Source organism: Pseudoxanthomonas sp. YR558, assembly GCF_900116385.1.
Lineage (GTDB): Bacteria > Pseudomonadota > Gammaproteobacteria > Xanthomonadales > Xanthomonadaceae > Pseudoxanthomonas_A.
Genome location: NZ_FPCI01000001.1, coordinates 1,900,812 through 1,921,067, shown reverse-complemented (window position 1 = coordinate 1,921,067; position 20,256 = coordinate 1,900,812). Strand labels below are relative to the sequence as shown.

Annotated in this window: 19 protein-coding genes; 9 read left to right on the top strand and 10 right to left on the bottom strand. The window is 67.1% G+C overall.

From position 1 onward, the window contains the following. Positions 1-66: 66 nt before the first annotated feature. The 6 genes from BM365_RS08990 to BM365_RS08965 form a co-directional block, all read right to left on the bottom strand. Positions 67-1,104, bottom strand: a complete 1,038-nt coding sequence (locus BM365_RS08990) for an RDD family protein (RefSeq protein WP_093488445.1) — start codon at positions 1,102-1,104, stop codon at positions 67-69. A gap of 64 nt (positions 1,105-1,168) precedes the next feature. Continuing rightward, on the bottom strand, positions 1,169-2,071 hold the full coding sequence (locus tag BM365_RS08985; RefSeq protein WP_093488443.1) for an RDD family protein: 903 nt from the start codon (positions 2,069-2,071) through the stop codon (positions 1,169-1,171). Between the two features lie 50 nt (positions 2,072-2,121). Continuing rightward, positions 2,122-2,844 carry a GYF domain-containing protein gene (locus BM365_RS08980; protein WP_093488441.1) on the bottom strand — a complete coding sequence of 241 codons (723 nt, stop codon included), beginning with the start codon at positions 2,842-2,844 and terminating at the stop codon, positions 2,122-2,124. Positions 2,845-2,871: 27 nt separating this feature from the next. Further along, positions 2,872-3,345 carry a DUF494 family protein gene (locus BM365_RS08975; RefSeq protein WP_093488439.1) on the bottom strand — a complete coding sequence of 158 codons (474 nt, stop codon included), beginning with the start codon at positions 3,343-3,345 and terminating at the stop codon, positions 2,872-2,874. Further along, positions 3,342-4,517 carry a DNA-processing protein DprA gene (dprA, locus tag BM365_RS08970; protein WP_233210908.1) on the bottom strand — a complete coding sequence of 392 codons (1,176 nt, stop codon included), beginning with the start codon at positions 4,515-4,517 and terminating at the stop codon, positions 3,342-3,344. Before dprA ends, BM365_RS08975 begins: the two co-directional genes overlap by 4 nt. A 78-nt stretch (positions 4,518-4,595) precedes the next feature. Next, entirely contained in the window at positions 4,596-5,720 is a 1,125-nt protein-coding gene (locus BM365_RS08965; RefSeq protein WP_093488437.1) for a LysM peptidoglycan-binding domain-containing protein, read from the bottom strand. 132 nt (positions 5,721-5,852) lie between these two features. Here BM365_RS08965 and def point away from each other — a divergent pair, with 132 nt between their 5' ends. The 7 genes from def to BM365_RS08930 all read left to right on the top strand — a co-directional run bounded on the left by def (position 5,853) and on the right by BM365_RS08930 (position 13,210). Next, a complete protein-coding gene (gene def / locus BM365_RS08960) occupies positions 5,853-6,365 on the top strand; it encodes a peptide deformylase (RefSeq protein WP_093488435.1) in 513 nt (170 codons plus the stop codon). 71 nt (positions 6,366-6,436) lie between these two features. Then, the gene (gene fmt / locus BM365_RS08955; protein WP_093488432.1) at positions 6,437-7,357 is read left to right on the top strand and encodes a methionyl-tRNA formyltransferase; all 921 of its coding nucleotides are present in this window, start codon (positions 6,437-6,439) and stop codon (positions 7,355-7,357) included. Next, positions 7,354-8,649 (top strand): 16S rRNA (cytosine(967)-C(5))-methyltransferase RsmB, encoded by a 1,296-nt coding sequence (gene rsmB, locus BM365_RS08950; protein WP_255412351.1) that lies wholly within the window; start codon positions 7,354-7,356, stop codon positions 8,647-8,649. Before fmt ends, rsmB begins: the two co-directional genes overlap by 4 nt. 183 nt (positions 8,650-8,832) lie before the next feature. Further along, entirely contained in the window at positions 8,833-10,116 is a 1,284-nt protein-coding gene (locus BM365_RS08945) for an O-antigen ligase family protein (RefSeq protein ID WP_254772683.1), read from the top strand. Positions 10,117-10,232: 116 nt separating this feature from the next. Next, positions 10,233-11,300, top strand: coding sequence for a glycosyltransferase (locus tag BM365_RS08940; RefSeq protein ID WP_093488426.1), 1,068 nt, complete (start codon positions 10,233-10,235; stop codon positions 11,298-11,300). A 66-nt stretch (positions 11,301-11,366) separates the two neighbouring features. Then, the gene (locus tag BM365_RS08935; protein WP_093488424.1) at positions 11,367-12,182 is read left to right on the top strand and encodes a glycosyltransferase family 2 protein; all 816 of its coding nucleotides are present in this window, start codon (positions 11,367-11,369) and stop codon (positions 12,180-12,182) included. After that, positions 12,182-13,210 carry a CDP-glycerol glycerophosphotransferase family protein gene (locus BM365_RS08930; RefSeq protein ID WP_093488422.1) on the top strand — a complete coding sequence of 343 codons (1,029 nt, stop codon included), beginning with the start codon at positions 12,182-12,184 and terminating at the stop codon, positions 13,208-13,210. The genes BM365_RS08935 and BM365_RS08930 overlap by 1 nt, the downstream gene beginning before the upstream one ends. Before the next feature lie 22 nt (positions 13,211-13,232). Here BM365_RS08930 and BM365_RS08925 read toward each other — a convergent pair whose 3' ends face one another. The 4 genes from BM365_RS08925 to BM365_RS08910 are packed head-to-tail and all read right to left on the bottom strand — an operon-like array spanning position 13,233 to position 17,640. Then, positions 13,233-14,759, bottom strand: a complete 1,527-nt coding sequence (locus BM365_RS08925) for a PH domain-containing protein (protein WP_093488420.1) — start codon at positions 14,757-14,759, stop codon at positions 13,233-13,235. Continuing rightward, the gene (locus BM365_RS08920; RefSeq protein WP_093488418.1) at positions 14,759-15,259 is read right to left on the bottom strand and encodes a PH domain-containing protein; all 501 of its coding nucleotides are present in this window, start codon (positions 15,257-15,259) and stop codon (positions 14,759-14,761) included. Before BM365_RS08920 ends, BM365_RS08925 begins: the two co-directional genes overlap by 1 nt. After that, a complete protein-coding gene (locus BM365_RS08915) occupies positions 15,259-16,716 on the bottom strand; it encodes a tetratricopeptide repeat protein (protein ID WP_139227380.1) in 1,458 nt (485 codons plus the stop codon). Before BM365_RS08915 ends, BM365_RS08920 begins: the two co-directional genes overlap by 1 nt. 24 nt (positions 16,717-16,740) lie before the next feature. After that, positions 16,741-17,640 carry a lauroyl acyltransferase gene (locus tag BM365_RS08910; RefSeq protein ID WP_093488414.1) on the bottom strand — a complete coding sequence of 300 codons (900 nt, stop codon included), beginning with the start codon at positions 17,638-17,640 and terminating at the stop codon, positions 16,741-16,743. A 94-nt stretch (positions 17,641-17,734) separates the two neighbouring features. On the opposite strand from BM365_RS08910, the gene dtd reads away from it, so the two are divergent. Beyond that, positions 17,735-18,175 (top strand): D-aminoacyl-tRNA deacylase, encoded by a 441-nt coding sequence (gene dtd, locus BM365_RS08905; RefSeq protein WP_093488412.1) that lies wholly within the window; start codon positions 17,735-17,737, stop codon positions 18,173-18,175. 101 nt (positions 18,176-18,276) lie between these two features. Continuing rightward, complete coding sequence (gene rpoD, locus BM365_RS08900) at positions 18,277-20,130, top strand: RNA polymerase sigma factor RpoD (protein ID WP_093488410.1); 1,854 nt, start codon at positions 18,277-18,279, stop codon at positions 20,128-20,130. The last annotated feature ends 126 nt before the right edge of the window (positions 20,131-20,256 follow it).

Sequence of the window (20,256 nt, the reverse complement as noted above, 5' to 3'; positions counted from 1 at the left end):
GGCGTGTCAAGCCGTGCCGTCGAACGGGGGGCGGGTTCCGTGAACCGGGTCGCGGCCTGGGCGGGCTCAGCGGCCCATGGACGCCAGTGCCGCGAAGCCCACCGCCATCAGGATGAAGGCACCTACCAGCAGAACGCCGAAGATGATCAACACGACCAGGGCAACCGTCCCCAGCTCGTCGCGCTGGCGCTCGGGCTGGGAGGTGAAAGCCCACTTGTCGACCACCAGGGTGTCGCAGATCAGATCGTGCAGGCCCTGCTTGCGGGCGGTGAAGGCGGCCATGATCAGGCCGATGGCCAGGAGCAGGCCGCTGAGCAGGTAGGCCCAGTAGCGGCCGAACCCGCGCAGGAAGCTGATCCGCTCGCCATCGGTCCGGACGACCTTGATCCCGATCGCCAATTTGCCGGGCGTGGCCGTCAGGCCTGCCGTGGAATGGAACCAGGCGTATGCGATGGCGGTGAGCAGATAGGACGTGATCGTCTCGCCGGGGTTGAGCACGTCGGCGGCTCCGGAAAGGCCGCCGGCGAACGAGCTGCCGAACCCCAACAGACCGCCGACGATGGCCGCCACGATGCCCACCGGAATACCGATGGCGAACGCGTCGATGACGCTGGCCGCCACCCGCTTCCAGAATCCTGCATAGACCACGTGACCTTCGTGCACCGGCGTGCCGGCGTATCCGCCGATGTCGGCCCGCGGTGCCGCATAGGGCGAAGCGGTGGGCGCGCCGATGTCGATCGACGTCGCGGGGTACGCGGCCATGGACTCGGATGGGCTGGCATGAGGGGGCGTGTATTGGATATGGGTGGGTTCGCTGGCGGTGAACACCGCGCGACCGGTGAGCGGGCGCTCAACGGGCGCTTCGGCTTCGACGGCCATGGGTGTTGGTGGGATCGCCGACGAGACAGGTGCGCCGACGGGCGCCGGATCGCCGATTCCCAATTCCGCCGCGATGTCGCCCAGCGGCGTCCACTGCGACATGCCTTCGCGCCATGCGAGCGACGCGCGCGTCAGTGCGCCGGAGCGGTAGAGCTGGGCGATGGACTCCGCAGCGACGGGCCCTTGTCGCTGGTGTTGCGGGTCGACGTAGTACCACTGGGTCATGTGACGTGCCTGCGGGGAGGATCCCGCGATCAAGGGGAGAGAGAAGGGAACGGGCGGAGGGTGCTCACGAAGGCAGGTTGCCCAGCATCATGGCGCCCATCACGGCATACATGGCGATCGCGCCAACGATCACGACAGCCGCGAGGACCAGGATCACGATGGTCACCGTACCCAGATCTTCCCGCTGGCGCTCCGGATGGGCGGTGAACGCCCATTTGTCGACCACCAGCGTGTCGCACATCATGTCGTGCAGCGCCTGCTTGCGCTCGGTGAACGCGACCATCAGCGCCGAAATCAACACGCCCAGGCCGCAGGTGACGGCGCTGAACATCACATAGGCCAGCGCACGCAGGAAGTTGCGCCAGAATCCGGCGCGTTCGCCGCGGGTCCGCACTACCTTGATCCCCACGGCGAGCTTGCCCAGGCTGGCCTGCATCGACGAGGACTGCATCCAGCCGAAGTACACGCAGGGTGCCAGGATCAGAATCGGGTACATCGCCAGGATGGCCGCCACGCCGGCCCCGGTCGCCATCGCATTGTCGCCGCCGCCGGCACCCATGACGCCCACACCGAGCAGCATCAGCGGGACGATCAACGCGTAGCTCAGGACGGTGGTGACGATGTTGTCGATGAACGACGCCGCAAAGCGCTTCCACAAGCCCGCCTGCACGACACGACCGCCGGTGACGAAGCTGTGCGTCGAGGTGAGCTGGGCGCTGGGCGGCGCGTAGGGAACGTGCGCCGGGTCGGGTGCCTCCTCGGCAACAGATTCCCTCTGTGGCAGCGCGGTAACGGGGACGTCCAGCTCGGAGGCGAGGCTGCCGAACGGCTGCCAATCGCCCAGGCCATCGCGCCACACCAGCGATTCCGCGGTGAGGCGGCCGTTGCGCGCGTGCGCAGCGAGCTCATCGGCCGTGAAAGGCCCCTGCCGCTGCCCCCCGGCGTCGGCGTAGTACCAGTGCGTCATTCCCGTGTTCCCCTGTCATGTGCGCGGCCCGCGTCGCCGCGCTGACGTTGTCAGCCGCGGCAATCCGTCGGCAACCACTTGTCTTCGACTTCAGACGAGCAGTGCCACTCGGCGTGGTCGCTACCCAGGTCCCACCATAGTTTGCGGCCGTCGATGTTGGTATTGCCGATGTTGCCGAACTCCAGTTCGAACCCGCAGGTGCCGTCTTCGAACTCGCCGATGGTGGCGCGGGTGACGTAGGTGCTCGCATAGCTTTCGGGTGTGCCGAACGTGGCTTCCCCGTTGCGCGGGCAGCGGCCCTGTGTGTCGAGGAAATCCTTCACTTCGGCACGCAATTCGAAGTTGTCGGTCACGGCTTGTGTGACCTTGGTGCGCAGCGTGTAGTCCTGGTAGGCCGGAATCGCGATCGCGGCGAGGATGCCGGCAATGCCGATGCACGGCACCACCATGACGGCGGCGACGATCAGGGCGATCTTGCCGCCGGACATGCCTTGTTTTTGGGGCGGTGCCGGCATGGATCGAGACGGGGCTGCCCGCGGTGGCACGATGACTGGCGGCACCGGCGGAGGCAACGTAGACGTCGTTTCATCGGCGGTCGCATGCAGGCCGAGTTCGTCGGCGACATCGCGCAATGGCAGCCATTGCGGCAGGCCTTCGCGCCAGACCAGGCTGTCCAGCGTGATGCGACCGTAGCGGTAATGCGTCCCCAATTCTTCCGCCGTCACCGGGCCGTGCTGTTCACGGCTCCGGTCGGCGTAATACCAACCCGACATGCTTCCCCCAGAAGCGGTACCGACGTCTCAGTGTACCGGTTCGGGCTCGTCGGCAAACATCTGGGTTTCCATCCAGGCGTAGGCGGCTTCCGAGCCGGGCTGGTTGAACAGCACCATGAGTACGACCCACTTCAGGTCGTCCAGGTCCAGTTCGTCCTGGTCGAGGGCCATCGCACGGTCGAGGACCAGTTCACGCTGGTCTGCATCGAGCACACCGTGCTGCTCGAGGAAAAGCAGGAAGCCGCGGCATTCCACGTCCAGCTTTTCCAATTCCGGGCCATGGAACACACGGGTGGGACCGCCCACGCGCGGGTTCGCCGCACTGGGCCGTTGATCGGCGAGTGCGTCGAGCCAGTCGAAGGCCTTGCTGATCTCGGTGGGGCTGAAGCCGGCCTGGATCAGGCCGTTCTGGAGAGAGTCGCGGTCGCGGACGGGGTCCGCATCTTCGGTGAAGTAGTGTTCGAACAGGTAAAGCAGTACGTCCAGGATGCTCTCTTTCATTGCCCCTCGGCCTGCGTCATCGACGCTGTGGAGGTGAAGAAACCGGTCTTTCTCTGGTATCGGCCGTGTTCCGCCGTTACTAAGCCATCCAGTTCCATGACCAGCAGCATGGAGGACAGTTCCGCGGCCGTCAATCGGGTGCGTGAGACGAGCTGATCCATACCTGTTGGGTCGTGACCAAGTGACTCCCACAAGGTCTGGTAGTCGGGTGCCAGCGCGCGGGGCGCGTTGGCTGCGCCGGGCGGGGGTCCCCATTCAGTTTCGCCAAGGCGTTCGCGCAAGGCATTGGCGAGGTCAGCGGCCAGCGGCGCCAGCGCGCTGAGGATGTCCTCCGCGCCTTCGACCAAAGCCGCGCCCTCGCGGATCAGACGGTGGCAGCCGCGCGCCATCGGGTTGTGGATAGAACCGGGGACGGCGAAGACCTCCCGGCCCGCTTCGGCTGCAAGGCGGGCCGTGATCAAGGCTCCCGAACGCTCCGCGGCCTCCACTACCAGCGTCCCCAGCGTCAGACCCGCGAGGATCCGGTTGCGGGCCGGGAAATGGCTGCGCAGGGCCGGAGTGCCCGGCGCATGTTCGCTGATGATCGCGCCGCGGGCGGCGATGCGATCGCGCAGACCGACGTGGTGCGGGGGATAGGCCACGTCCGTGCCGGTGCCCACCACTGCGATGGTGGCGCCGTCTTTGGTGGCGAGCGTGGCTTCATGGGCGGCAGCGTCGATTCCTCGCGCCAGGCCGCTGGCGACAACGATGCCCGTCGAGGCGAGGGCGCGGGCGAAACGCTGTGCGTTCTCGCGCCCGCCTGCGGTTGGCGAGCGGCTGCCGACGACGGCCACGGATGGTCGCCAAAGCAGGCCTGGATCGCCTTCGATGAAAAGCGCGAGCGGCGGACTCGGGCCGCGCCGCAGAGGGGCGGGGTAGTCGGCGTCGTGCCAACCGATCAGGTGATGGCCCGGGTGCTGGAGCCATGCGCGCGTGCCCGTCAGCACATCGTCGTCCGGGTTGCGGAGGGCATCGGCCTGCGTCGCAGCCAAGCCGGCGTCACGCCACGCGGCGCGACCGGCGGCAAGCGCTGCGGAGGGCGTGCCATGCGCCTCCAGCAGCCGGCGACGGGGTAGTACGGGGCCGCCGGCCAGGACGAGCCGGGCCAGCGCGTTCATGTCTTCGTTGGGCATCCCGCGAGCGTAGGCAGGAAACGACGACGGCGCCCTCGGGCGCCGTCGCAGTGGTGCGTAGGAGTTGCCTGACGCGGATCAGTAGGTCGCGTCAGGGTGCTTCAGCTCGTAACCCACGCGGGTCGCTTCCACGCCTTCCATGACCAGCGCGTAGCTGACCTTGTCGAAGGTGCGGAACACCATCGCATGGCTGGCGTACTCGTCGGGCAATGCGACGCGGCCGGCGCCCGACTTCGGCGATTCGCTGACGCGCGAGGATTCCGGATGCGCCATACGGTTAGCCGTGTGGCTGCCGTTGCGCCAGATCGAGAACACGGTGCCGTTGTCGACGCCGTCCAGGCGGCCGCCGGAAATGGCGATGACGTCGCGCGGGCCGCCGGAGGTCAGTGCATCGGCCACGGCGAGCACGCGCAGCTTGCCGGCCGGATCGGTCGCCGGCGGGTGCGGGAAGAAGTGCAGGTCGTACGGCTGTGCGTCCACCGGGATCAGGCGATCGCCGACGCGGACTTCCATGCCGCCGATGTCGACCAGCAGCGTGCTGACCTCGGTGCCGGGCACCACGCCGCGGGTAAACGTGGCCAGGTTGACCTTGGCCAGTTCGTAACCCAGGAACTCGCCCTTGCCGGTCTGTTCGGTGACTTCCTTCCACATGTCGACATCGCCGCGAATCGTCTTGCCGCGGAAATCGAGGTCCTGCGCGCGCGGATTGTCGGTGAAGCGGGCGCTCGGACGTACGATGGCGAAGCGCTGGCCAGGCTGGGCGCCATCCAGGCCGCGCACATAGATGTTGTGGCCACCGGAGCTGCGCAGGCGATCTTCGTCCAGGCCGGCCACGTGCGGCAGACCCTCGAAGCTGTCCACCACGCGGCGATCCTTCAGGAACGGCTCGATGTCGGAAAGGGGGATCGCATTCAGCGGCGCGTCCTGGCGCGGACCCGGCTGCACGGCGACGCGATCCAGGTACGCCAGGCTGATGACGTCACCGGGATAGATCAGGTGCGGGTTCTGGATCTGCGGGTTGGCCTGCCAGATCTCCGGCCACAGCCAAGGCTTCTTGAGGAAGCGAGCCGAGATGTCCCACAGGGTGTCACCCCGCTTGACCACATATGTGTCGGGATGGCTCCCCGCCATCTCGGCCGCGGTCGCGTAGGTGCCGACGGTCAGCACCGCAACGGCGAGAACCGTACGAAAATATTTAAACATGGCGGTATCTACCTGATTCCCCGACAGGTGGTCAGCACTATAGTCCAGAAAACCCGGCGCAACGCAAGCGCCCTTGTTAGAATTCGTGAGGCCTTGCCGGATTCCGCAGGCACCCCCATCTCGAGACGTACCATGGCACTGCTCTCCATCCTCGAATTCCCCGACCCCCGCTTGCGCACGAAGGCGGTGCCGGTCGACGCCGGAAACGTGACGACGCCCGAATTCCAGCGCTTGCTCGACGATATGTTCGAGACCATGTACGACGCACCGGGCATCGGCCTGGCGGCCAGCCAGGTGGACGTGCACCAGCGCTTTATGGTCATCGACGTCAGCGAGGAGAAGAACCAGCCGCAGGTCTTCATCAATCCCGAGCTGAGCGAGCAGGCCGGCGAACAGGTCTATCAGGAAGGGTGCCTGTCCGTGCCCGGCATCTTCGCCGATGTCACCCGGGCCGATGAGATCACGGTGCGCTTCCTCGATCGCCAGGGCCAACCGCAGGAACTGCGTGCCGATGGACTGCTCGCGGTCTGCATCCAGCACGAAATGGACCACCTCGACGGCAAGCTGTTCGTGGACTACCTCTCGCCGTTGAAGCGCGAGATGGTGCGCAAGAAGCTCGCCAAGCAGCGCAAGCACGTCGCCTGAGGCGACCGCGGGGCCGGGATGCGCGGGTCCGACCCCACCCGTCCCGCCAGCCCTTTACCGGAACCCGCCCCATGAGAATCGTCTTCGCCGGTACGCCGGCGTTCGCCGTGCCCAGCCTCCGCGCCGCGCATGCCCAGCATGAAGTGGTGGCCGTCTACACCCAGCCCGATCGTCCCGCAGGGCGCGGACGCGGCCTCACGCCGTCGCCGGTGAAGCTGGAAGCGATCCAGCGCGGCATCCCCGTGCTGCAGCCGCTGTCGCTGAAGAAAAAGTCCACCCAGGATGCGCTGCGCGAGATGCAGCCCGACGTGATGATCGTCGTGGCCTACGGTCTGATCCTGCCGCAGGCGGTGCTCGACATCCCGCAGTACGGCTGCTGGAACGTGCACGCCTCGCTGCTGCCCCGCTGGCGCGGCGCCGCGCCGATCCAGCGCGCGATCGAAGCCGGCGACGACGAGAGCGGCGTCTGCCTGATGCAGATGGAGGCCGGGCTGGACACCGGGCCGGTACTGCTAGCGCAAAGTCTGGAGATCGGTGCGGAAGAGACTGGTGGGCAACTACACGATCGCCTGTCCGATCTCGGCGCCCAGGTGCTGCGCGATGCCCTGGGCCTGCTGCGGGCGGGCGTCCGCCTGCCGCCGCACCCGCAGCCGGAAGAGGGCGTGGCCTACGCGCATAAGTTGGACAAGGCCGAAGCGAAGCTCGACTGGGCGCAGCCGGCGGAGGCACTGGCGCGCAAGGTGCGCGCGTTCAACCCCTGGCCAGTGGCCGAAGCTCACCTCGCGGGCGAACGGTTGCGGATCCACGGTGCTGTTTCGCTGGACGAAGCGCACGATGCGGCGCCGGGCACTTTGCTGGGCGCGAGTCGCCAGGGATTGGACGTCGCGTGCGGCCATGGCGTGCTACGCCTGCGCGTCGTCCAGCGCGAAGGTGGCAAGGCGATCACCGCCGCCGACTACCTCAACGCGCGGCGCGATCTGGTGACGTCGTGACTGGGCAAGCCGGTGTGGCGGTGCGGGTGCTGGCCACCCGCGTGGTCGATGCCGTGATGCATCGCGGCCGCTCGCTCAAGGCCGAGTTGACCCACACCCTGCCCGGTATCGAAGACGTGCGCGACCGCGCGCTGCTGGAAGCCATCTGTTTCGCCGTGCTGCGCGCGCGGACGCGGAGCGATGCCGCACTGGCGCAATGGATGCCGCGGCCCCTTGGTCCCCGCGACAACGAACTCAAGTCGCTATTGCACGTGGGCTTCGCGCAACTGGTCGTGCTGGAACTGCCGGCGCATGCTGCCGTCTCGGCAACGGTCGAGGCCGTGCGCGTACTTGGGCGCTCCCACCAGGACAAGCTGGTGAATGCGCTGCTGCGGCGTGCTCAGCGCGAGGGCCTGCCTGCGTCGACGCCCGAGTTGGCGTGGCCGGCTTGGTTACGTGGGCAGGTCCGGAAAGATTGGCCGGCCGAGGCCGAACGGGTGTTCGCCGAGAGTCTGCGCGAGGCGCCGTTGTGGCTGCGGGTCAACCGGCAGCATGGCAGCCGCGACGCATACCGTCAGCGCCTTGTCGAGGCAGGGCTGCCGACCGAAGCGCCGGACGACATGCCGGACGCCCTGTTGTTGCGAGAGCCGGTGGCGCCCACGACCTTGCCCGGCTTCGCACAGGGGGATGTCTCTGTGCAGGACGGCGCAGCGCAACGCGTTGCCGATCTGCTGGAAGAACTTCCCTCCGGGGCACGCGTACTCGATATGTGCGCAGCGCCTGGCGGCAAGTCGGCGCACCTGCTGGAGCGCGACCCGACCCGTCGCCTGCTGGCGCTGGATGTGGATGCGCGTCGGTTGCAGCGCGTCCAGGAGACGCTGCAGCGTGTGGGCCTAGGCGCTGAGACGAAGGCCGCCGACGCGGCCGATCCGGCCGCATGGTGGGACGGCGAGCCCTTCGACGCCGTGGTGCTCGACGCTCCCTGCTCGGCTACCGGCATCGTGCGCCGCCAACCGGATGTCCTGCTGCACCGGCGCGCGGATGACCTGGACGCGCTGACGCGCCTGCAAGCACGTTTGCTGGACGCGGCCTGGCAGGTGCTGCGACCGGGCGGCCGCCTGGTGTACACCACCTGTTCGGTCCTGCGGGCGGAGAATGCGCTGCAGGTAGAGGCCTTCCGAGGACGCCATGCCGAGGCCGTGATCGAGCCGCTCGGTGCCGATTGGGGGCGCGAGGATGCCGGCGGTCGCCAGCGCCTGCCCGGTGAGGGTGATATGGACGGTTTCTTCTACGCCGCCCTCAAAAAAGCGTGAACGCGATTGCAGGATGCGGCCCCTGTCGCGCGCATGCGACCGCGCGCGGCATGCCTGCGGGTCATTTCGGCGATACTGCGAGTTGGTGCAGTGTCACCATGGCGTCACCCAGGCTTGACGCCTGAGCGGAATGGAAGGAGCAGACTCAGGTTCCCGTCCAGTCCGGTCGCTGCATCATTGAACGTGCCGTCGCACTACGCAGAACCCGAGGTCATGCAGGTCAGGAGCCATCGTCGACAGGATGTCGCACGCGCACTCGCGTGGCTGGCGGGCTTCAGCGCCGTCGCCTTGCTGGTCGTGCCCAAGGGACTTTCGATCTTCGCCGCCTTGATGCTGGTCGCGACGTGCGTCGCGTTGCCCGAGGCCTGGCGCTCTGCACGCGAGCGGGTTCCGCGCGCCGTGAAGGGCCTGACGCTGGCCGTGCTCGTCGTCCTGGCGATGTCGGCATTCTCGGCGTGGGCCAGTGGCGCGAATCTCTCCGCTCTCGACAACGTCTCGCGATGCCTGTTGCTGCCGTGGTGCGCATGGCTGGCCTGGGTGACCCGCGTCCGCGTCTCATGCCTCTGGTACGGTGCGCTGGCCGGCCTACTTGTCGCTTTCGTACTGTCGATCATGGAAACGTGGTCGGGCGCGCCGCGCGCCGGCGGTGAAGCCAACCCCATCGTGTTCGCCAACGCGGTACTGGTTCTGCTCGTAGTCGCCGTGTTCGCCCGTCCGGCTCGGACCGGCTTTTCGATGCAGCTGCTGCTCGCCCTCATCGTGGCGCTGGCCGTAGTGGCGATCACCCTGAGCGGGAGCCGGGGCGCGTTGCCGGGGCTGGGTCTGGTCCTGCTGATGCTCTTCGTCGGTGGTGCTCCCCAGCATCGGTGGCGGCGGCTGGCGATGGTGTCGGGCCTCTTCGCAGCGCTGTTCGTTGCGCTGTGGACGGTGCCCTGGCTGTCCACACAGTTCCGGCTCGATCAGGTGCACGCGGACGTCTCCGGCTACGCGGGCGACCAGGTCGACCAGCCCATCAGCGCGCGCATGGGGCTGCTGACGGTCGCTTGGGGCGCTTTCAGGTCGGCGCCGCTGGCGGGCGTAGGTGTGGGGGGCTTCGCCCAGCGCGTCGACGACAGCCGTTACTGCCAGCAGGCGCCGCGCCACTTCTGCGGCCTTGAGCATGCGCACAACGATCTCGCGCAGTGGGGTGCGACGATGGGGATCGGCGGCATCGCCGCCCTGCTGCTGCTTTATGGCGCGCCCCTGATGATCGCGGCGAGCCAAGTCCGCCGGCTAAACCCAGACGTCCCCGTCGGTGCTGCCTGGACCGCGGGCATGCTGGTCGCGGTCTATCTGATATCGGGTTTGACACAGTCGATGTTCTCGCATGCGTTGAGCGCCAGTGCCTACGTTGTCATCGTCGGCCTGCTACTGGGCTGCGCATTGACGCTGTTGCCAGCGCCGGACAGGCCAAGCAAACGTAGCTGAAGTTTCGTTTCACATTTCTAAATGCGGGCGGAACGCCGTTGTAGACCGGGCGTTCTCTCACATTTGAGTCATCAAGCGATTCCTACACTCTGCGCTCCCCCCTGTAGTGCCCCCCTATGCGCCACGTCAACCTGATCGGTTGGGACAACGGTGTCGGCTTGAGCCGTGACTTACGACTGATCGAGCAGGCGCTGCGCGAAGCGGGGTTCCAGGTCGCCATCCAGCCGGCGCGCGGGCGAGGCAAGCTGCGCAAATGGTTAGGTCCCTGGTTCCAGCGCGCGGCGATCGTGGGCCGGCGCCTGGCCCGGCGCAAACGCTTCGACCTGAATCTGATGCTCGAACACATCACCCCGGAGTTCTTGGGGGCGGCCGAGCGAAACGCCTTTATTCCGAACCCCGAATGGTGCCTGCCGCGTGACGTGCGCCGCCTGCCGCGGGTCGATCGCGTACTGACCAAGACCTCACATGCCACGGGGATCTTCCATCGCCAGGGCTGTGAGGTCGCGCCCGTCGGGTTCACCAGCACGGACCGCCACCTGGACAGCGTCGCGCGCCAGCGAAGCTTCCTGCACCTGGCTGGGCGCAGCAGCGCCAAGCGCACGCGATTGGTGTTGGAGACCTGGGCACGTCATCCCGAGTGGCCGGTGCTGACGGTAGTGCAGCATCCGCGCATGGCGGACTTCCGACCGCAGGCAGCCAATATCGTCCACCGGGTGGACTACCTGGACGACGCCGAACTGCGCGAGATCCAGAACGCCAATCTGTTCCACCTGTGTCCCTCCGAGACCGAAGGCTTCGGCCACTACATCGTCGAGGCATTGAGTGCCGGCGCGATCGTGCTTACGACCGATGCCGAACCGATGAACGAACTGGTGACCGCCGATCGCGGCGTACTGATCCCGTTCTCGCAGACCGGCCAACAGCAACTGGCCACGCGCTACCTGGTCGAAGCGGAGGCGCTGGAGTGCGCGGTGGCGGCGGCGCTGGCGCTGGATGAGGCGCAGATCAAGGCCAAACAGGCGGCGGCCCGCGATTTCTATCTGCAGAACGATCGGGCCTTTCGCGAGCGCTTGGCCGCAGCCGTGGCGGCGATGATCGATGGCGCCGGCACGGTCAGCGCGACGCGGCGCCTGCCCGCGACCCCGGGCGAGGCGTACGTCCCGCTGCCTGCAGCGCAAGCGTAGCGCCCAACCAGCCTGGCCGACCCTGCGGCGCGCGGGCACAGCCGTCGCTGCGGGTAGAATCGTGGCATGCCCCGCCTGCCCGTCTCCCTCGTCGTCATCACCCACAACGAGGCGTCCAACATCGCGCGTTGCCTGGATAGCGTGCCGTTCGCCGCGGACAAGCTGATCGTGGACAGCGGCAGCACCGATGCCACCGTCGCCATCGCTCAGGCCCATGGCGCGCGCGTCGCCCACCAGGACTGGCTGGGCTTCGGCCCGCAACGCAACTTCGCCAGCACGCAGGCGGCCCATGACTGGATCCTGGTGCTGGACGCGGACGAATTCCTGTCGCCCGAACTGGCCGCTGACCTGGAGCGCGCGCTGCCCGCTCTGATCGCCTCCGACAAGGCCGGCGCTTGGTTGCGCCGGAGCACCTGGCTGATGGGCGCGCCGATGCGCTGGTACAGGCCGATGGTCGGTGAGCGGATGGCGCGGTTCTACCATCGCGGACGTGCGCGATGGACCGATGCGCGTGTGCATGAATCCCTTCGTTTCGACGGCGAGGCGGCCGAGTTCAAGACGCCGTTCAACCATGCCGACAATCCCAGCCTGGCGCACAAACAGCTGAAGGTCCTGCGCTACAGCGAACTCAAGGCGCTCGACTGGCGCGACAAGCGGCGCCCGGTGCGGATGTGGCTCACGCCGCTGGTCTACCTGTCCACCTTCTTCAAGGACTACGTGCTGCGTCTGGCCTGCTTGGATGGTTGGCGTGGTTTCATCATCGCGCAGACCGCGGCCAGCTACGCCGTCTACAAGCGCATGCGCTATTACGAAATGCAGCGGAACCCGGCCTCCATCGACGCCGCGCACACCAAGCTCGCCCAACACGGACTGGAACACTGATGGCCAAGCATTACCTCCTCTACGGCTCCGAGCGCTATGCGCTGGCGATCCTACGGCCCGTGCAGGAGGCCATCCGTGCGCGCGGCGGCGAGGCGGCCTGGTTCTTCGACGGTCCCGGCGCCGAGGATCTTCATCCCGACGAGAAGCTGCTGACGACGACCGAGGAGGTCCGTCGCTGGAGCGCGATCGCAGTAATCACCGGCAGCAACGCGGTGCCGCACTTCTTCCCCGGCGTGAAAGTGGAAACCTTCCACGGCTTCGACGCGGGCAAACCGCGCCACATCTACATCCGTGGGTTCTTCGATCTTTACTGCACTACCGGGCCGCGCGACACGGCGCAGTTCAAGGCGATCGCCGACAAGGTCGGGCACTTCAGCGTCGTCGAGACGGGTTGGCCGAAGATCGACCCCTTCATGCAGGAAATCGCCGGTGGCGTGCCACCCGTGCGCCAACCTCCGGTCATCCTCTACCACTCGACGTTCTCGCCGTCGTGGAGTGCCGCGGAGACGTTGTACGAGGAAGTGAAGCGGCTTTCGCGCACCGGCGAATGGAAGTGGATCGTCACCTTCCACCCCAAGATGGATCCGGCCACGGTGGCGAAGTTCCGTGCGCTGGAGAACGGACACCTGCGCTTCGCCGACGACGACAACATCCTGGAATTGTTCCCGCAGGTGGACATGATGTGCTCGGACACCTCGTCTGCGCTCAACGAGTTCCTGCTGACCCACAAGCCGGTGGTGACGTTCAAGAATCGTCGTCCCGGCCCGCAGCTGATCGATATCGACGATCCTGCGCAATTCGAGCCTGCGATCCGCCGCGCACTGTCGCGGCCGCCCGAGCTGATGGAAGCGATCGCGGCTTACGCCGACAGCATCCATCCTTACCGCGATGGTCGTTCCAGCGAGCGCGTCCTCGATGCCATCGATGCCTTCATCGCGGCCGGCGCACGAAACCCGAAGTCCAAGCCGATGAATTTCTGGCGGAAGCTCAAGATCCGCAAGCGCATCGGGTACTGGGGCCCGGCCTAAGCACCGCCAGGGCCGGCGGGCCTCACCAGCGGAGACGGCGGCGGGACAATGCGGTGGAGAGGCGCTCGAAGGTAGCGTGCGCCTCAGCTTCCGGAACGAAACGCAGCGCCAGCGGTGCGGCAATGCCATTCGCGCCGGCGGTGTCCAGCCACACCGACGCCGTGCCGCAGGCATGGTCCAGCGGTGAGCGAGACAGGCGCAGGGCCTGCAGCTTGTCGATCTCGGCGAAGCGCCAGTAGCGCGACCACCAGCCGCCGCGGACCGCAACGAAATGATCGTCCAGCGACCAGCCCATCCGGGACGACTGCCGGTGCGCGGCGTAGGCGGCGACAGGAAGCCATGCGAGCGCGCACCAGGCCCACGGCCCAAGGTGCCAGGCGGCCAGGGCGGTGACGGGCAGCAGCCAGGCCACGGTCGGCAGCAGCAAGCGCCAGCGCGCGGATGCGGCGACAGGCTGCCAGTCCTCGCGTGGCCACGCTCCCTGCGCAAGCAGGTGGCCCAGCAGGGCATCGCAGGCCTCGGGCGTGGCAATCGGCGCCAGGTCCTTCAGTGCGCGCTGGTCCTGTTGGCCGGCCTTCTCGGCCACCGCAGTATCGATGCGCAGCGAGCGACGTCCGAACCAGCGGTGCAGCACGCCTTCCTGCAGCGTCCATGCCTGGATGCGCCGACGCGCCACGCTGGTGCGCAGGCGCGCGAGCAGCCCGCGCTCCACCATCAACCGGCGTGCATCTTCGGTCAGCCGGAAACCATGGAACTGCAGCAGCGCCAACACCACCGACAGCAGGCGGACCAAGCCAAGGGCGAGGAGCACGAGTGCCGCGACGCCGGCTGCGCCGGCCAGCCATCCCAGGTGCAGTTGTTCGGCATATCCGAAGGCCTGCTTGGCGCCCTGGCGGAAGAACTGTTCGATCATGCGCTCTGGCAGGATCTGCCACGCGGCACCGAAGGCCGCCGCCACCACGATCATGCCGCGGTTGGAGATCAGGCCCAGCCGGATCACTTCCGCGGTCGACAACGACAGCAGGGTCGCATCGGCTTCCCGTGTTTCGGCGTCCGGCGATGCCACATGGCCGGGTGCGGAACCCCGGACCTGATGGCGCACCAGGTCCTCCAGCGCGAGTGCATCGCGCAGGCCGAGCACGCGCATCTGCGCTTCCGGCTTCTGCCCGCCGGCGGATTCCAACCGCACTTCCGCGACGCCGAACACCCGGTGCAGCAGCGACTGGTGCACGACCACGTTGTGGATCCGTGAGAACGGGATCTCGCGCCGTGAGCGGTGCAGCAGGCCTTCGCGCACGGTCAGGCCGTCACGGCCGATCACGTAGCGGTAGGTGAAGTACTGCAGGATCGCCAGCGTCACCAGCACGACGATGCCGATGAAGGGCGCCAGCGAGATCCATAGGTCGTCGTCGCCCTTGCGCGCGCCGAACACGAGCAGCGCCGCCAGCGGAAAGATGAATTGCTTGAGTTGTTGCAACAGCACGAACAGCCACGACCAAGGATGCAGGCGGCGTTCGGGCGAGGCGGTATCCACGGAGACGTCGTCCATCACAGCGCGTCGTCGTGGTCCAACTGGGTCGCCAGGCGCTCGCGCAGGCGCTCGGCATCGTCGACATCCAGCCCGGAGATCGAGACTGCCGCCATGCGCGTTCCCGCGGTGTGCACCACCAGCGTCGACAGGCGTGCGCTGCGTTCCAAGGGGCCGCGCTTGAGGTCCAGGTGTTGCACGCGCGAGATCGGTACATGCGTCTCGCTCTGCCACCAGTTGCCGCGGCGCACGGCCAGGCCCTGGTCGTCCAGGCGCCAGCGCGTGCGGCGATGGCGCTTCACCGCGACCCAGGCGCCCAGCAGGGCGCCCACGCCTGCAGCCAACGGCACCGCCACCCAGGGCGAGACCAGGTCACTGGTGCGCGAGATGAAGAAAGCGGGGAACCCCAGCGGAAACAGCAACGCGGCACCGCCCAGCGCGGCCAGCCAGGCGCCGCGCGACGGCAGCGCCTGCCAGGAAGACGGAGCCGGCGACGCGGCGATGTCGTGATCGGTCTGCATCAAAGCCTGCTCGCTCTCATTTCGTCGATGGCACGGTAGTCCAACACGTAGTCGCGCCCGCTGCGGTACTTGCCCAGTCGCGCCTTCATGCGCTTCTGGATCGGGCCGCGCCTCTCCTTGGAGACATCCGCGTCGGCGGTCATCTTCTCGATGGCGAGCGTCTGGAACTGCACGGCCCGGGTGAAATCGCCGTTCGCCGCTAATGCAGAGGCCACCGTATCCAGTTCGTGCCAGCCGAGTTCGTCCTTGCGCTGGATCATGAATTGCGCCAGCTCCAATGCGCGGGCGGCCTCGCGCTGGCCCGGAACGGGGCAGGTCGCGAGGATCCACACGCGCTCGTTGCGCGCCTGCTCCGCGCCAGCCTCTTCTGCGCGCGCGGCCCATTCCTCGGCCTGGTGGCAATCACGGGCCATGCCGGCAAGGCCGTCGTGGTGGTATTGGGATAATGTCAGCAGCGCTTGGGGATCGACGCCCTGTGCGGCAGCACGCTTGAGATGGGGAAGCGCGCGCTGCATGGCGTCGTCGGAATACTTGCCTTCCTCGGTGATCGCGATCGAAGCCAGCCACGCGGCCTTCGCTTGGCCGCCTTCGCTGGCCTTCTCGAGCCAGGCAAGGCCTTCGGTCGTGTTCTTCGGGACCATCTGCGGCAGGCCTCCGCTGTATTGCAGTGCGCCGTAGGCGAACTGGGCGAAGGCGTCGCCTGCCTCGGCCTTGCTGCGAACGGCACGTAGGCGCCAGCGGAACGGCGCGGCATAGTCCGGCCAGCTTTCACTGAGGCGCGTGCGCATGGCCGCATCGTCCAGCGGCGTGCGGTCCAGCAGGGCCATGCTCGGGGCTTCGTCTTCCAGCAGGCCGGCCAGCGCCAGCTCCATGCTGCGGACTTCGCCGAGCCCGGCCTGCTTGAACGTCTGGTCCATGTAGGCCGACACGTCGGGTATCAGCGATTCGTACCGGTAGCGCCATTGGCCGTCCTCGCGGACCAGGATGGGTCCGAACTGGAACTGGCTCTCCGTCGGCGGCGCGACCTCACCCACGGCCAGGTCTTCGATCACGGTGACATTGGACAGCGAGAGGATGGGCCGGTCTTCGTTGCCCTCTTCCACGCCGGACCAGCCTTCGGTCATGCACAGCCGGGCCACCGCGCGGTTGTCCATCGCTTTCAGCGCGTCGGGTTGCTGGGTGGCGCGCAGCAGGTAGACCGTGATGCGGTCGCCGCTGGGCAGCCGTCGGACCTGTTCCGGCGAGGCGTAGAGCGCCATATCGCGCAGGAAGCCGAAGTGGATCAGGCTGGAAGCAGCCAGCAGGTCGACGCTCTCCGCCTTGTTCTGGCTACTCAACTCTGCATAGCGGTCCCATGCCCGCGACACCTGATTCAATGCGGCCGGGTCCTGCGCGGCCACCGCGGGGACCACAAGCCATCCCGCCAACCATCCTGTCAGCCACCTACGTGCGCGCATCGCATCCCCCGTGTGTTGTCCCCTTCAGCGGTAGGGATTGTCCTCGCCGCTGCCCTCCGGCCGCAGGGTATAGCGTTTGTACGTCCACTGGTACTGCGCGGGATCGCGTCGCGCGATGCGCTCGACGACCTGGTTGAGCACCGTCACCGCCGCGATCGGATCCGCATCCGCGATGCCGGTGGGCGCCGGCTCCACGTGCAGTGCGAAGTCGGGACCGGGTCCGATCCGCTCGCACCAGGCGAACAGGATGGTCGCGCCGGTGCGTTCGGCCAGGCGCGAGACCAGCGTCATCGTCAGCGCCTGCGTGCCGAAGAAGGGGGCGAACTCGCCGTCGCCGGCTTTCGGTTGCTGGTCGGGCAGGATGCCGACGGCGCCGCCCTCCTTGAGCACTTTCCATAGCTGGCGCACGGCAGGGCCTTCAGCCCGCACCTGGCGAATGTTGTCTGCGCCGCGCACGCGCAGCAGGAAGGCGTCGCCGACGGCCGATTCGGGCGGTCGGTAGACGATCGCGATGGGGCCGCGCGAGGCCAGCCACTGGTTGAGCAGCTCCCAGTTGCCGAAGTGCGGGGCCGCCACGATTACGCCCTTGCCGCTGGCCAGCGCCGCGTCGTAGAGCGCTTCGCCGTGGCGCTCGCGCAACAGCGCCAGGTTCTCGGCCGGGGGGCGTGTCCAGAAGCGGAGCGTTTCCAGGGCCTGCCGGGAGGTGGTGCGCAGGATGGCCTCGTGCAGCGCCTCCCGCTGGCCGGGCAACAGGTCCGGGAAGGCAATTTCCAGGTTGCGGCGCGCGACCCGGCTTTCGCGGGCGTCGGATCGGCGCCAGGCCCAGGCTATGGCATCGCCCAAGGTGCGCAGCCAGGGCCAGGGCAGGCGACCGACCAGGGCGGCGGCGTGGTAAGCGAGCGAGGCGAGCGTGGCCGGTTTCATCCGGAGAGTGTAGCCAACCGGGACGGCGCACCCGAGGCAAGAAGGCGGTCCGATGCTGCGGCTATCCTGTCGCTCCCTCGCGCGGAGCCCGCCCATGCTGTCCCTGATCCAACGCGTTGCTTCGGCCACGGTCACGGTGGACGGCGAGGTCGTCGGCGCCATCGACGACGGCCTGCTGGCGCTGGTGGGCATGGAGCCGGGTGACGGCGAGGCGCAGATCGCCCGCATGGCCGAACGCTTGCTGGGCTACCGCGTGTTCGCGGACGAGGCGGGACGGATGAACCGGTCCCTGGCCGATACGGGCGGCGGACTGCTGCTGGTGAGCCAGTTCACCCTGGCCGCCGACACCCGCTCAGGAATGCGGCCCAGCTTCACCGCCGCCGCTCCCCCGGCCGAGGCTGAACAGGGCTTCAACCGGCTGGTCGAGATATGCAGGGAAAAGCACACCGGAAGGGTGGAAACCGGGCGTTTCGGTGCCCATATGGTGGTCAGCCTCGTCAATGACGGGCCCGTGACCTTCCTGCTTCGGCCATGACGTTCTCCCCTTGTCGGTGGCCGGGGTTCAGGAGCCCTACCCGGTCCGGGCTGGTATAATACGGGGTTCTCCCTTCCTCACTTCCCGGTGGCGCAACCTCCATGGCCAACGAACGTCCTGCCCAGCAGTCCGACATCAAGCTCTTGATCAGCAAGGGCCTGGAGCAGGGCTATCTGACTTACGCCGAAGTCAACGATCACCTGCCCGACGACCTGGTCGATCCGGAGCAGATCGAAGACATCATCGGCATGATCAATGGCATGGGCATCGATGTCCATGAAGTCGCGCCCGATGCCGAAACCCTGCTGCTCGCCGACGGCAACACCGGCAACCGCGAAGTCGACGAGACCGCCGCGGAAGAAGCTGCCGCCGCGCTGACCTCGCTGGATACCGAAGGTGGCCGCACCACCGACCCGGTGCGCATGTACATGCGCGAGATGGGTACGGTCGAGCTGTTGACCCGCGAGGGCGAAATCGCCATCGCCAAGCGCATCGAGGAAGGCCTGGCCCAGGTCCAGGCGTCGCTGGGCAACTTCCCGTGGTCCATCGAACTGCTGCTGGAAGACTACGAACTGCACAAGGCCGGCAAGAAGCGCCTGGCTGAAGTCGTGGTCGGTTTCAACGACGTCGAAGAACCCGTCGAGAGCGCCCCGGTCGCCGAAGAGGCCGCCGACGCGAGCGAGGACGAGGACGACGACGAGGATGGCGGCGACGATGTGGCCGAAGAAGCCGCGCCGACGGGTCCCGATCCGGAAGAGGTCGCACGCCGCATGCAGGTGCTGGCCGATGGCTACGCCAAGTTCAAGAAGTCGTACGCCAAGAATGGTCCGGAGAACAAGGCCGTCGCCAAGCTGCGCAGCGAACTGGCTGAGACCTTCGTCACTCTGAAGCTGCCGCTGCCGCTGACCGACACGCTGGTCCGGAAGCTGCGCGAAGTGATGGCGCAGATCAAGGACCACGAGCGCCGCGTGCTGCACCTGTGCGCGAACGTCGCCAAGATGCCGCGCAAGGAATTCCTGCGTGCCTGGGAAGGCAACCAGACCAATCTGGGCTGGGTGGACGAGGTCCTCAAGCGCAAGCAGAAGTGGTCTTCGGGCCTGCGCGACGTTAAGGACCAGATCGTCTCCGAGCAGGAAGCCACCATCGCGGTCGAGCAGGCGATGCACCTGACGCTGGCCGACATCAAGGAAATCAGCCGTGCGATGGCCTATGGCGAAGCCAAGGCGCGCAAGGCGAAGAAGGAGATGGTCGAGGCTAACCTGCGCCTGGTGATCTCCATCGCCAAGAAGTACACCAACCGTGGCCTGCAGTTCCTCGACCTCATCCAAGAAGGCAACATCGGCCTGATGAAGGCGGTCGACAAGTTCGAATACCGCCGCGGCTACAAGTTCTCGACCTACGCCACCTGGTGGATCCGCCAGGCGATCACCCGCTCGATCGCTGACCAGGCGCGCACCATCCGCATCCCGGTGCACATGATCGAGACGATCAACAAGCTCAACCGCATTTCCCGCCAGATGCTCCAGCAGTACGGCCGCGAGGCCACGCCGGAAGAACTGGCGAAAGAAATGGACATGCCGGAAGACAAGATTCGCAAGGTGATGAAGATCGCGAAGGAACCGATCTCCATGGAAACCCCGATCGGCGACGACGAGGATTCCCACCTGGGCGATTTCATCGAGGACACCAACGTGGAGTCCCCGATCGAGAACACCACCAACATCAACCTGCAGGAAACCGTCCGCGACGTGCTGGCCGGCCTGACCCCGCGGGAAGCCAAGGTGCTGCGCATGCGCTTCGGTATCGACATGAATACCGACCACACGCTGGAAGAAGTCGGCAAGCAGTTCGACGTCACTCGCGAGCGCATCCGCCAGATCGAGGCCAAGGCGCTGCGCAAGCTGCGTCACCCCTCGCGCTCGGAACAGCTGCGCAGCTTCCTCGATATCGACTGACGCAACGCGCGGTGATGCACCATCCAGGCGCGGCCCTTCGGGGTCGCGCTTTTTTTGGTGCACTGTCGGCGACTCGCGCATCGCCGCCTTGTCATCACCGTCACATCACGCTCTCTACACTGACGC

Excerpts from the sequence above, each read along its gene's own strand:
- BM365_RS08975 (WP_093488439.1), bottom strand. The coding sequence starts at position 3,345 with ATGAAAGAGAGCATCCTGGACGTACTGCTTTACCTGTTCGAACACTAC.
- BM365_RS08990 (WP_093488445.1), bottom strand. The coding sequence starts at position 1,104 with ATGACCCAGTGGTACTACGTCGACCCGCAACACCAGCGACAAGGGCCC.
- def (WP_093488435.1), top strand. The coding sequence starts at position 5,853 with ATGGCACTGCTCTCCATCCTCGAATTCCCCGACCCCCGCTTGCGCACG.
- BM365_RS08930 (WP_093488422.1), top strand. The coding sequence starts at position 12,182 with ATGGCCAAGCATTACCTCCTCTACGGCTCCGAGCGCTATGCGCTGGCG.
- BM365_RS08925 (WP_093488420.1), bottom strand. The coding sequence starts at position 14,759 with ATGGACGACGTCTCCGTGGATACCGCCTCGCCCGAACGCCGCCTGCAT.
- fmt (WP_093488432.1), top strand. The coding sequence starts at position 6,437 with ATGAGAATCGTCTTCGCCGGTACGCCGGCGTTCGCCGTGCCCAGCCTC.
- rpoD (WP_093488410.1), top strand. The coding sequence starts at position 18,277 with ATGGCCAACGAACGTCCTGCCCAGCAGTCCGACATCAAGCTCTTGATC.
- BM365_RS08935 (WP_093488424.1), top strand. The coding sequence starts at position 11,367 with ATGCCCCGCCTGCCCGTCTCCCTCGTCGTCATCACCCACAACGAGGCG.
- BM365_RS08985 (WP_093488443.1), bottom strand. The coding sequence starts at position 2,071 with ATGACGCACTGGTACTACGCCGACGCCGGGGGGCAGCGGCAGGGGCCT.
- BM365_RS08940 (WP_093488426.1), top strand. The coding sequence starts at position 10,233 with ATGCGCCACGTCAACCTGATCGGTTGGGACAACGGTGTCGGCTTGAGC.
- BM365_RS08915 (WP_139227380.1), bottom strand. The coding sequence starts at position 16,716 with ATGCGCGCACGTAGGTGGCTGACAGGATGGTTGGCGGGATGGCTTGTG.
- BM365_RS08980 (WP_093488441.1), bottom strand. The coding sequence starts at position 2,844 with ATGTCGGGTTGGTATTACGCCGACCGGAGCCGTGAACAGCACGGCCCG.
- dprA (WP_233210908.1), bottom strand. The coding sequence starts at position 4,517 with ATGCCCAACGAAGACATGAACGCGCTGGCCCGGCTCGTCCTGGCCGGC.
- dtd (WP_093488412.1), top strand. The coding sequence starts at position 17,735 with ATGCTGTCCCTGATCCAACGCGTTGCTTCGGCCACGGTCACGGTGGAC.
- BM365_RS08910 (WP_093488414.1), bottom strand. The coding sequence starts at position 17,640 with ATGAAACCGGCCACGCTCGCCTCGCTCGCTTACCACGCCGCCGCCCTG.
- BM365_RS08920 (WP_093488418.1), bottom strand. The coding sequence starts at position 15,259 with ATGCAGACCGATCACGACATCGCCGCGTCGCCGGCTCCGTCTTCCTGG.
- BM365_RS08965 (WP_093488437.1), bottom strand. The coding sequence starts at position 5,720 with ATGTTTAAATATTTTCGTACGGTTCTCGCCGTTGCGGTGCTGACCGTC.